Source organism: Enterococcus aquimarinus (genome assembly GCF_001885765.1).
Classification (GTDB): domain Bacteria; phylum Bacillota; class Bacilli; order Lactobacillales; family Enterococcaceae; genus Enterococcus_I; species Enterococcus_I aquimarinus.
Window position 1 is genome coordinate 24,494 of record NZ_JXKD01000015.1, and the last position, 11,888, is coordinate 36,381.

An 11,888-nucleotide genomic window follows, 5' to 3' on the forward strand; every position below is an offset into this window, starting at 1 on the left:
TTGATGTTAAAAAAAAGACATATCTGGAATTGGCCAGTAACGCCAAATGACTTTTCCTTCAACAGCCGTTTGCGCTACAAAACCGAAACTACGGCTATCTTTTGAAACTAAGCGATTATCGCCTAATACAAAATAATATCCCTCTGGCACAACCACACTAAAATCATCGGTAAAATTCGTTGCTTCACGAGCAATTTCTTGAAAAAGTTCGTTATAGCTATACGTTTCAACGAGTTGGTCTTGAGCAAACAAGGCTTGAAATTCAGCAAGATACGTTTCTTCTAAGGGATCGCCATTAATCGTTAATTGATCATTGCGCATTTCTACCGTTTCACCTGGTAAGCCAATGACCCGTTTTACCGCTAGTTTATCGGGATCGTCTGGTTCTTGCAACGTAATAATATCAAGACGGGAAATACTGTCCGTTTTGAGTGTTAATAATTTTTGTCCATCTGCCAACGTTGGATCCATTGAGTGTCCCTTCACCGAAACAGGCGTCACAAAATAAAAACGAACAATAGCAAATACGGCGATAATGACTAAAAATGCACCCCAGTTTTTGATAAATTCTTTCACATGATCCCTCCTTTTTCATAATACTTCGAACTAAAATTAGTATAACATAGCTCTCTCAGCAAAGTCCTATCCTGATCCTGAATTTTTTAGGAATTTTCCTATCGAATTAAAGGCATTTCTCACTTGATTATTTGGTATACTAGAGATGAAATCTATTTTAAGGAGGGTGTCTTCATGTCTTGGGACCGAAAATTAAGTCTTTTTTTCCGACGTAATCGTATTTTTTTATACCAACATGTTTCATCAATTCAAATTATTGTGATTTATTATTTACTCGTCACTCTTCTTTCTTTGGGACTTTTTTACTTACCGTTTTTCCGACAAACCGGCAGTGACGCGTCCTTTATTGATTTGTTATTTATGGCGGTCAGTACAATTAGTGTGACCGGGTTAACGACGTTTCCTATTAACAAAATTTTCAACCAAAACGGTGTGATTTTGTTGACGATTTTATTTCAAGTCGGTGGATTAGGGATTATGATGATTTCGACTTTCTTTTTCATCCTCTCCAACAAACGGATTTCCTTAAAGCAGCGGCAACTGATTATGACCGATATGAACCAGCCACGTTTAAGTGGGATTGTTAATTTAATTCGCACCACTTTTTTAATTTTAATTAGTTTACAAGCGATTGGTGGCCTACTCTTTAGTTTCTATTTTAAAGTCACTGGTTACTACGATCGTTGGTCAGATGCCTTCTTCAACGGTTTTTATCAAGCGATTTCGGCAGTCACTAATTCTGGCTTTGATGTTACAGGCCATTCGATTCTCCCGTATTCAACGGATTATCCTTTTTTATTTGGGATTATGTTTTTAATTTTTATTGGAGGAATTGGGTTTCCAGTTATCATGGACTTTCGCTCTTGGCTCATCGATAAATTAACGAAGAAAAAATTGCATCAAATCCCGTATCGCTTTTCATTATTTACGAAAATTGCTTTTTTCTCGTTCCTAATCTTGTTTGTCGCTGGAACGATTACGATTTTCTTATTGGAAAGAAACCATTTATTCCAAGGAGCGTCCCTTTTAAATCAGGGCGTTACGAGTATGTTTTATTCTGTGACAACGAGAAATGCTGGTCTACAAATCCATGATTTAAATGAATTTCAAACAACGACCTTGCTCGTTTTTTCGTTATTAATGTTTATCGGTTGTAGTCCGAGCTCTGTTGGTGGTGGTGTGCGAACCACAACCATTGCCATTATCGGTCTTTATTTATTTTCTTTCTTAAAAAGCGAAAGCCGCGTCAATGTCTTTGGACGTCAAATTGACGATGATGATTTACAAAAATCAATTGTAGTCTTTATGTTGTCGTTATTTATGTGCTTTAGTAGCGTGATTTTTTTGACGGCGACAGAAGATTTCCCGTTGATTTCCATTGTCGTGGAAGTTGCTTCGGCCTTTGGAACCACAGGAATGTCACTAGGCATTACCGCTGCCCTTTCGCCAATTGGAAAAATCGTCATTATTGCATTAATGTTTATTGGTCGCATCGGGATGCTTTACACGTTGTTACTCTTTGTTCCAAAAGAAACACGCGACTTAGGTTACGAATACCCGACTGAAAAAATCATCATTGGATAGCTATTCACGGTTGACTAACTCTTAAAAAAAGGCATAAAATCAGACAAGGATTTCTGCTCTTTACCTGATTTTATGGTATGATTAATTGAATTTGACTACTGCCAAAAAGAGAAAAAAGTAGTCCTTTAGATAGATGGAGGTTTTATATGAAAATTCGTCATTATTTTGCGACAGCTGTCGGCAAAACATCCCAATGGCTTTTACAAACATTTTTCAAAGGTGGTTCCAGTTATCCTGGAAAAATTGCCTTAACACTCGATCCCAATATTTTAGATTATTTAGCCAAAGACTATGAAGTCATTGTGGTTACTGGCACGAATGGTAAAACCTTAACCACGGCCCTGATTGTCAAAATCTTACAACAAGAATTTGATGATGTCTTAACCAATCCAACCGGTGCTAATATGGTGCAAGGGATTGTTTCTACTTTTTTATCGGCTCATGGCAAAAAAGGACGCAAAAAATTTGCGGTTCTTGAAATTGATGAGGCGAGCTTAAGTAAAGTGACGCGATACATTAAACCAAAATTGTTTGTTTTCACGAATATTTTCCGTGATCAAATGGATCGTTACGGTGAAATCTATACAACGTATCAAATGATTTTAGACGGTGCAGCCCAAGCACCAGAAGCTACGATTTTAGCTAATGGCGATTCGCCAATCTTCAACTCAAAAGATACGCCAAATCCTCGTATTTATTATGGCTTTAATCATCAAGCAGATCATGAGCAATTCGCGCATCCAAATACTGATGGCGTCTTATGTCCGCATTGTCAACATATTTTGCATTACAAGATGATTACGTATGCGAACTTAGGCAAATATTACTGTCCAAATTGTGATTTTAAACGACCAGAACTGGCATACCAACTCACTCAACTCGGTGAGATGACCAATGTTTCTTCTGTTTTTACGGTCGATGAAGAATCTTACAAAATTGAAGTCGGCGGCCTTTATAATATCTACAATGCTCTGACCGCTGCAGCAGTTGGCCAGCATTATGGTGTTTCGCCTGAAAAAATCCGTCTTGGACTTGGTTATGACGAAAAAGTCTTTGGCCGTCAAGAAGTCATTACGATTGGCTCGAAAAAATGTACACTGGTCCTCGTTAAAAACCCTGTTGGTCTCAATCAAGTCATTGATACGATTACCTTATCGCCAAATGATTTTTCACTTGTCTGCTTGCTGAACGCCAATTATGCAGATGGCATTGATGTGAGTTGGATTTGGGATGGTTCCTATGAGCACTTAACAAAACGTGCCATTCCCCAAGTCCTAACAGGCGGTGATCGTCGAGAAGATATGACTTTCCGCTTGCAGGTTGCCGGAATTGCTGAAGAAACGATCCACGAATGTGCGAATTTAGATGACGTCATTGCCCAAATTCCACAGCTTCCGACAGAAGAAGTCTATATTTTAGCAACTTATACGGCAGTGCTTCAATTGCGCCAAAAATTAACAGAAAAAGGAATTCTAAAAGGAGGGAACTAAACCATGGCCAACTATCAATTACGTGTCGCCCACCTTTATGGGAATTTACTAAACACCTATGGAGATAACGGCAATCTCCTTGTACTCGATTATTTAGCGAAAAAGATGGATGTTGAAATGACGACGACGATTGTGAGTCTTTATGAACCTTTTGTGGCGGACGAGTACGATCTAGTCTTTTTCGGTGGCGGACAAGATTATGAACAAAAAATCGTCGCCCACGATTTACAAAGTAAAAAAGAAGCCCTCACTTCCTATATTGAAAACGATGGCGTTCTCTTAGCGATTTGCGGAGGGTATCAGTTGCTGGGGCATTATTACGTGACCGCAAATGATGAAAAAATCATGGGAATTGGCGCGCTTGATCATTACACGACGCGGCAAGAAAATCACCGTTTTATTGGGGATATCAAAATCGTCAATGAAACGTTTAATGAAACCTATATCGGATTTGAAAACCATAACGGCCGGACGTTCTTAGGCAAAGGCGAGCGTCCATTAGGGATTGTCGTTGATGGACATGGTAATAATGGCGAAGATCAAACCGAAGGCGTGATTTATCGCAATGTGTTTGGTTCGTATTTCCACGGTCCCTTGCTAGCACGCAATACAAATTTAGCCAAACGAATTTTGAATCTCGCTTTAGCTAAAAAATATGGATCCGATTTTTTAATAAAGTAATCCATACTAAAAGTTAGACAACTAAAAAAAGGCTGACGCATCAGACGTCAGCCTTTTTTTGTTACTCTGCCAATCGAATTCGAACGCCAAAGTGATCGCTCACGACAGGTTCTGTGTGCCCGTCAAACATGACGTCATGTTGCGTGACACGAAGACCGTCGCTCACAAACAGATAATCAATGCGTAACGATCCTTGTTGATCTTGCCAACCGTCAATCGGCCCTTCGATCGTCGCTTCTCCCCTTCTTTTTTCGGCTACTAAAAAGCTATCTTGAAGTGCTAAGGGACTGTCGAGTACTCGCTGATGGCCGATCGTTCCCGCAATCTGGTTAAAATCACCACCTAAAATAATCGGGTATCGCGTGTCTGATAACAGTTCTTCTGCTCTCGCCCATTCCGTCTCAAACGCACCGCCTTCCCACCAGGAATGATGGACATTGCCAATTGTATACAGATTACCCGCACTTTCTGTGACGCCACTTAATAAAATACGGCGCGCGGCCTCTTGAATATCATCACACGTCGACATTAATGAAACCTTAGCTAACAAGGGTTCTTTGGATAAAATGGCCAGCCCTTCTTCGTACTTCCCATAGCCAATATGACTAAATCCCCACGTCCAGTAGTAGGGTTCATCCTTTATTTGAAGCGCTTGGGATAAAACAAGCGCAAAATTATCAGCTAATATCGGCCAAGGGTCATTATTGAAACAATACCATTCATCTAAAATTGCGGGTTCACTACCTATTCGTTGATTCACTTCTTGTAACAAAACGACATCAAATTTTTCTTTTACGATTGTATCGACGAGCTGTTGTAATTTCTCGAGACTATTTTCTTCTACCCAACTGTGGCAGTTCAGGGTTAATACATGCATTTAGAAACTCCTTTTATTTCATTTTTTACTTTATTATAACATAATTTGATTCTTCGCTGATTCGCTCTTGACGATGCAACCGATTGCGTCTATGATAGAGCTAGCATCTACTAGTGCTAGCATACAACTATAATGAAAGCGATTTACTAATTAATCGTTCTTGATTTTTCTTACAAATTTAATCAACGAATCCCCTTTTTACTTGTATGCTAGTATTTACTAGTTGATTATGATACGATATTTTTCGTTAAAGGAGTTGAACGTCCAATGAGTATTACAGTGAAAGATGTTGCAAAAAAAGCAGGGGTTGCTACATCCACTGTTTCACGAGTGATTAATAATCACTCCAGCATATCAGAAGAAACAAAAAAGAAAGTCCGAAAAGTAATGGACGAACTAGGGTACACTCCGAATCTGGCGGCTCGCAATTTAGGGAAACGAAGTGCTAGTGCGATTGGTGTTATTTTGCCACCCTTAAATTCGAAGGAGCGTTTAGGCAATCCTTTTTATTTAGAGACGATCGAAACAATTAATGAGGAAGCGCGTAAATCAAATATGTCGGTCGCCGTAGCTTCTGCTAGAGATTTTGAGACCTTATTAGCCAATGTTGAACGTATGCATCGGCAAAAACAAGTTGATGGCTTTATTCTTACTTATTCCGATAAATATGATCCAATTATTACCTATTTAGTTGAAGAAAACATTCCTTTCACGTTAATTGGACAACCTTATCAACAAGAAGAAAAAATCATTTATGTCGATAACGACAATCAACTATTAGGTAAACAAGCCACCGAGCATTTGATTGAAAAAGGACATCAAAAGATTTTATTCATCACGAATACAACGCATGAAAATTTATATTATGAACGCTTTTTTGGCTATCAAAAAGCGTTAATGATGACAGGATTACCTGTTTTCCCAGCAGTTTCCTTTGAAAAAACAGAAGATTATCCGAATTTCGCGGAAGTTTTAAAAGAAACGCAAGCAACGGCTCTCGTCGTTATCGATGATTTGTTTGCCGTTCGTATTATGCAGCTTGCGACGCTCTTAGGGTACAAGGTCCCCGACGATTTATCGGTCATTAGTTTTAATAATTCAATTTTTACAACGTTAATTCATCCTTACTTAACGAGTATCGATATTGATGTTGCTTCCTTAGGTGAGATTGCGACGCAACAATTAATGACGCAACTCACTAAAACCGAAGCACAAAGCAGTCTACGAGTTGTTGTACCGCATGAATTGATTCAGCGTGAAACCGTCTTAAATAAGCACAATATGAATAAAACCTATCCTCTCTAAACTGAAAGGATAGGTTTTTTCGTATTCGTAAAATAATCAATTCGTTACAGAAGATTAGCTAAACTTATTTCCCAGGTTCAGAGGCAATCAGTTTGAGTTCCCCTTTTATTTCCCAACGCTCAATTTGGTTTGGTAAAATGAAACTCGTTCCCATTGTTAATGGATACGTCTTTTCATCCACGATTAATTCCCCTTCACCCGTAATCACAGTCACTAAGGTATAAGGAGCCGCTTTTTCCATGCTCAAAAGACCGTTAACTTGCCATTCATACACATTAAAAAAGTCAGTTTTTAAGTACGTAACGACGGTCGAGTCACCGATTTTTTCTTCCACAATCGCATTTTCAGGGCGATTTGATGGGACCGTTGTGACATCGATTGATTGTTGAATATGTAGTTCACGGGTTTGTCCCGCATCATCTTTACGATCATAGTCGTATACGCGATAAGTTGTATCAGAACTCTGTTGCGTTTCTAAAATCATAATCCCTTTGCCAATCGCATGAATTGTCCCACTTGGAACAAAGAAAAAATCACCTTTTTTTACCGGTACGCGGGTTAATAAGTCTTCCCAACGACCTTCTTGAATCATCGTTGTTAATTCTTCTTTGGTTTGTGCATTGTGTCCATAAATAATTTCAGCTCCTGGTTGAGCATCAATAATATACCAGCATTCTGTCTTCCCTAATTCACCCTCGTGTTTCAAGCCATAGGTATCGTCTGGATGAACTTGTACCGATAAATCGTCTTCGGCATCTAAAATTTTTATTAATAATGGAAAAACGTCTTCCGTTGGTTGACCAAAAAGCGCCTTCTCGTTTGCCCATAATTGATCTAATGTTTGGCCTTTGTAGGGACCGTTTTCAATCATACTCACGCCATTAGGATGCGCACTAATTGCCCAGTCTTCCCCGATTTTATCACTTGGAATGTCATAGCCAAATACCGTCTTTAACCGGCTACCACCCCATATTTTTTCTTGGAATACTGGCTTCATAAATAATGGTTGCATACTCACACTCTTCTCCTTTTGATTGCGTATTTCTTGGTTATTATAACATGGTTCACTAATTTATTTCAGCTAAATAAAGGGTTTTTATAAAAGAGAGTCGAATAACTGGGCTCTTAAAAAAAGAAGAAGCATGCTTCTTCTTTTAAAGTTATTTATTCTTTTTGAGGATAAACCACCATTCAATCCCCATTGGATCAAAAATCGTTAAAATTTGTTTCTTTTTATCGATGTAAAAGTCTTGTTCTTTTTCGATTAAATGCTGTTCTAAGGCAAGTAAGTCTGCTTCTTCAATCGTAAATTTCAAGAAATCCAGTCCTAAGACTTCATCTTCAGCTGTCATAAATTGCTTCCCAGCCGTATCAGTCAATGTTAATAATGGCACTGTCGCAGCTACCCCTAAAATATCATTGAAAAAAAGTTGCGCTTTTGCTTGATTCGGAACATTCAAATGAATCCCCGTAATCTCAGTTTCTGCCGTTAACAAGGTTGTTTCATCGCCTTGTTTTAATAATTCTTCAGAAGTGGCTACTGCTTCATTTGTTGGTTCAAAATAGATGACTAATTGATTTCCTTCTGGATCTTCGATGATTAATTGAATAGAATCTTCCTTCAGTGTCAATCCGATAACAGGACTTTCACGTTTTAAGGCACGAGAATAAATACTCGCAATTTCTGCTAAACTTGCTACTTTTAACGTATAATGTTGTAATTTTTTGATTTCTCCAAAATGAGGATACGCTCGTGGACTTTCTTCTAACCATAGATGTTCTTTGTTACTTCCCTTAATCCCCATCATTGCTAAGGCATTCTCTTCTTGTATTAGAGAAAAACCGACGATTCCTTGATAGAAAGCAATCATTTTGTCGCGATCTTTCACCCGAATCGTAATTGTTTCTAATGTAGCCGTTTCTCCTAATGTAAAACTCGACATCTCAAACTTCCTCTCTTTAACTTCTTTGACTATTGTACTGTTGAACGCTTTATTAGGCAACTAAAAACCTAACACTTTTTGATAGAAAATAAACAACAATCGCCGGCAAAAAGGAAAAATTCGCATCTTTATCTCTTTTTAGTCAATCTATGATAAAGTAGTAGAAAGAGGAAAAGGAGGAATTCCCTGTGGAAAATTGTATTTTTTGTAAAATTATCGCGAAAGAAATCCCGAGTTACCCGATTTACGAAGACGAGGACGTCTATGCTTTTTTAGATATTTCTCAAACAACTCCTGGCCATACGCTACTCGTGCCTAAAAAACATGTATCTGATATTTTTGATTATGATGAGACACTCGCTAGCGCTACATTTTCTCGTCTACCAAAAGTAGCACGCGCAATCGAGTCCGCTTTTCCTGAGTTAGCAGGATTAAACATTATTAATAACAATAAAGAACTGGCTTACCAAACTGTTTTTCATTCACATATCCACTTGGTTCCACGCTTCACGAAAGCAGACGATTTTGCGATTCACTTTGGTAACCATACTGGAAAAGCGACTGCGCAAGAAATGACGGACTTAGCTCAAAAAATTGCAGAGCAGGTGAAATAAATGATGAAACAATTTATCAAAGGACTTTTTGTCGGCGGAACAATTGGCGGTGTCGGTGGTTTATTATTTGCCCCACGTAAAGGATCAGAAACGCTTAAAATATGGGAAGAACCGATTAAAGAAACGGCGGCAACCATTCAAACCGTCAAAGAAGATTACCAAACGGTGAATGACAATCTCGCTAAGACTCAAGAAATCGCGAAGACAAGTTTACCGGCCTTTCAAAAATCATTAGAAGAAGATCTGAGAGCGTTCCAATTTCAAGCAAGGCCTCGTATTAATCGGATTAATGAACAGTTAACTTTACTCCAACAACACCTAGAAAACTCGCCTTTGAATAAAACGACGAAATAAGAAGTTTCTTTGAATTTCCAGAGTTTTTTTTTTGAATGCGTTCTTTTCTAAAATAGAGTGTGGTATAGTAGGAACTGTTAATCGTACCGTAACGAAAATAGAATTTAGATAACAGGAGTGCAACTATCCATGACAAAGAAAAAAATTATTTTAGCATTAGCAACATCAATGAGTATCCTGGCCTTAGCAGCTTGCTCTAGCGAGACTAAAAACACTGAAATCGCAACAATGAAAGGCGGTACTATTACTGCACTTGATTTTTACGATAATGCTCGTACGCAACAAAGTAGTCAACAAATCGTATTTGACATGATTTTATCGAAAGTCTTCACGAAACACTATGGCGAAGACATTACGGATAAAGAAATTGAAGAAGAATTAAAAGCGGTATTCGGCGATGCTGATATCGATGAGCAGTTAAAACAAGCTAACATGACACGTGAAGAAGCGAATAAATTAATGCGCGATCGTCTTTCTTTTGACAAAGGTTTACGTTCACATGTTGAATTAACCGATGCGGACTTAAAAGCAGCTTGGGAAGCTTTCCATCCTGAAGTTGAAGCACAAATCATTCTAGTGACTTCTGAAGAAGAAGCAACTGATTTGTTAAAACAAGTGAATGAAAAAGATGCGAACTTTGGCGAAATTGCAAAAGAAAATTCATTGGATGCGTCAAGCGCCGAAGAAGGAGCTGTAACATTTAGCTCTGCAACGGATACCACAACGATTCCTGCTGAAGTAAAGCAAGCAGCATTTGCTTTAAAAGATGGCGAAATCTCTGAGATTATCCCGGTTCAATCTGCTTATGGCACACCAACTTACTACATTGTGAAAATGGTGAAAAATACACCAAAAGGCAATGACATGAGTAAATTTGAAGATGAAGTGAAAGAAGCGGCAACGAATGCAAAACTAGCCGATCAAACATTCATCAATCAAGTGATTGGTGAAGAATTAATTAAAGCCAACGTAAAAATTAAAGATGATGCTTTTGCAACTATCTTAACAACATTCATTGATGCAGCAACACCAACGGAAGAAACAGAAGAAACAGAAGCAACCGATGACACGACAGATACTAAAGCAACAGAAGACAAGGAAACAGAAACTTCTGAATCCGTAACGACTGAAACAGAATCTAAATAATAGTTAACACGTCTCGTTTTTTAATCATTGACGGGGCGTTTTAACTATTTTCAATAGAAATTTTATTTTTGTCTCACATGTCTCAAACCGAAATACTAAGCTAATCAATGAAGAGATTGTTCATTTCATTGGTTAGTTTTTTGACGTATATTAAAGGTGAAAACGTTATGAGAATCTCCGTAAATCTTTAGGTTAATGGCAGATGTAATAAAAGAAGCGAATCTGTATTCTGAAAAATCTACTTGTACGGAAGAAGTAACAGAGAAGATGGCGAAAAAACGAATATCCTTTAAATCATGATTCTGAGGAGGCCCATAGAATGGAAGAGTTATACAAAACACTCTTAAAAGAAAATGCTGCTTTAAAACGCTTGAACAAAGAATTATCCGAACAACTATTTAAAGAGGACTTCACGCATTACCCTTGGATGGGCAATCTTGGACATTGGTATTGGGACTATCCCGAAAACCAAGTCACCTTTAATCCTTTAAAGGCTGAAGCTATTGGATACAAGAATGAAGATTTACCTGAAGATGTCGGGTTTGAATTTTTCACGCAAAAAATCCATCCTGAAGACTACGAACATGTTATGGAACAAATGCGAGCACACTTACAAGGTGAAACGCCCGTCTGGGAAGTCAAATATCGAATTCTAGCCAAAGACGGCTCTTGGAAAGTTTTTTATGATCGTGGTAAAATCACGCAACGAGACGCCAATCAGAAACCACTCTTTCTCTCAGGGATCGTTTTTGACGTAACTGAAAGTGAATGTAGTCTGCAAGAAGAAATTCAAAAAGCTCGTTACTGGCAGAATCAGGCGCAATACGATCATTTAACACAATTATATTCGCGCTACGAGTTAGAAAGACAACTCAATCTCCTTGACCAAAAGACCCGCCAAACAAAAGGTAGCTATACGTTAATCATTATCGATATCGATTGTTTCAAAAACATTAATGACACACATGGGCATTTAATGGGCGATTATGCCATCAGTCAAATGGGAGCTGCCATTGCAAATGCTTGTCGTTATTCTGATATTACTGGACGCTATGGTGGCGATGAATTTCTGATTGCGCTACCGGATACAAGTAAGGAACAAGCACTCAATATTGCGAGTCGAATACAAAGCGAATTTGTCAACAAGCCTTTCCTATCAGGCTTAAATCCTTCAATCAGTGGTGGCGTTGCAACGAGTAGCGAAGCCACAGATATCCGAAAAATGATTGCACTTGCAGATGAAAGACTCTATTTAGCGAAAAAAAATGGCCGTAGTCAAATTGTGATTGCTTCGTAATTCTTGATTTCAAGTAGCACG

Annotated in this window: 12 protein-coding genes; 8 read left to right on the top strand and 4 right to left on the bottom strand. The window is 38.3% G+C overall.

The features are described 5' to 3' along the window. Positions 1-6: 6 nt before the first annotated feature. Entirely contained in the window at positions 7-576 is a 570-nt protein-coding gene (gene lepB, locus RU93_RS09535; RefSeq protein ID WP_071875398.1) for a signal peptidase I, read from the bottom strand. Between the two features lie 174 nt (positions 577-750). On the opposite strand from lepB, the gene RU93_RS09540 reads away from it, so the two are divergent. From RU93_RS09540 to RU93_RS09550, 3 genes are all read left to right on the top strand, one after another. Further along, positions 751-2,160, top strand: coding sequence for a TrkH family potassium uptake protein (locus RU93_RS09540; RefSeq protein WP_071875399.1), 1,410 nt, complete (start codon positions 751-753; stop codon positions 2,158-2,160). Positions 2,161-2,306: 146 nt separating this feature from the next. Further along, on the top strand, positions 2,307-3,650 hold the full coding sequence (locus RU93_RS09545; protein WP_071875400.1) for a Mur ligase family protein: 1,344 nt from the start codon (positions 2,307-2,309) through the stop codon (positions 3,648-3,650). A 3-nt stretch (positions 3,651-3,653) separates the two neighbouring features. Further along, positions 3,654-4,331 (top strand): type 1 glutamine amidotransferase, encoded by a 678-nt coding sequence (locus RU93_RS09550; RefSeq protein WP_071875401.1) that lies wholly within the window; start codon positions 3,654-3,656, stop codon positions 4,329-4,331. Positions 4,332-4,392: 61 nt separating this feature from the next. On the opposite strand, the gene RU93_RS09555 is transcribed toward RU93_RS09550, so the two are convergent. Further along, a complete protein-coding gene (locus tag RU93_RS09555; protein WP_071875402.1) occupies positions 4,393-5,208 on the bottom strand; it encodes an endonuclease/exonuclease/phosphatase family protein in 816 nt (271 codons plus the stop codon). Between the two features lie 267 nt (positions 5,209-5,475). On the opposite strand from RU93_RS09555, the gene RU93_RS09560 reads away from it, so the two are divergent. Then, a complete protein-coding gene (locus RU93_RS09560; protein ID WP_071875403.1) occupies positions 5,476-6,513 on the top strand; it encodes a LacI family DNA-binding transcriptional regulator in 1,038 nt (345 codons plus the stop codon). Between the two features lie 64 nt (positions 6,514-6,577). Here RU93_RS09560 and manA read toward each other — a convergent pair whose 3' ends face one another. Both manA and RU93_RS09570 read right to left on the bottom strand, forming a co-directional pair. Next, positions 6,578-7,525 carry a mannose-6-phosphate isomerase, class I gene (manA, locus tag RU93_RS09565; protein WP_071875404.1) on the bottom strand — a complete coding sequence of 316 codons (948 nt, stop codon included), beginning with the start codon at positions 7,523-7,525 and terminating at the stop codon, positions 6,578-6,580. A 148-nt stretch (positions 7,526-7,673) separates the two neighbouring features. Next, on the bottom strand, positions 7,674-8,456 hold the full coding sequence (locus RU93_RS09570; protein ID WP_071875405.1) for a CppA C-terminal domain-containing protein: 783 nt from the start codon (positions 8,454-8,456) through the stop codon (positions 7,674-7,676). A 188-nt stretch (positions 8,457-8,644) separates the two neighbouring features. Here RU93_RS09570 and RU93_RS09575 point away from each other — a divergent pair, with 188 nt between their 5' ends. The 4 genes from RU93_RS09575 (at position 8,645) to RU93_RS09590 (ending at position 11,867) form a co-directional block, all read left to right on the top strand. After that, positions 8,645-9,070 (top strand): HIT family protein, encoded by a 426-nt coding sequence (locus RU93_RS09575; RefSeq protein WP_071875406.1) that lies wholly within the window; start codon positions 8,645-8,647, stop codon positions 9,068-9,070. A gap of 3 nt (positions 9,071-9,073) precedes the next feature. Further along, positions 9,074-9,424 carry a YtxH domain-containing protein gene (locus tag RU93_RS09580; RefSeq protein WP_071875435.1) on the top strand — a complete coding sequence of 117 codons (351 nt, stop codon included), beginning with the start codon at positions 9,074-9,076 and terminating at the stop codon, positions 9,422-9,424. A gap of 129 nt (positions 9,425-9,553) precedes the next feature. Beyond that, positions 9,554-10,570 carry a peptidylprolyl isomerase gene (locus RU93_RS09585; RefSeq protein WP_071875407.1) on the top strand — a complete coding sequence of 339 codons (1,017 nt, stop codon included), beginning with the start codon at positions 9,554-9,556 and terminating at the stop codon, positions 10,568-10,570. 319 nt (positions 10,571-10,889) lie between these two features. Further along, positions 10,890-11,867 carry a GGDEF domain-containing protein gene (locus RU93_RS09590; protein WP_071875408.1) on the top strand — a complete coding sequence of 326 codons (978 nt, stop codon included), beginning with the start codon at positions 10,890-10,892 and terminating at the stop codon, positions 11,865-11,867. Positions 11,868-11,888: the final 21 nt, after the last annotated feature.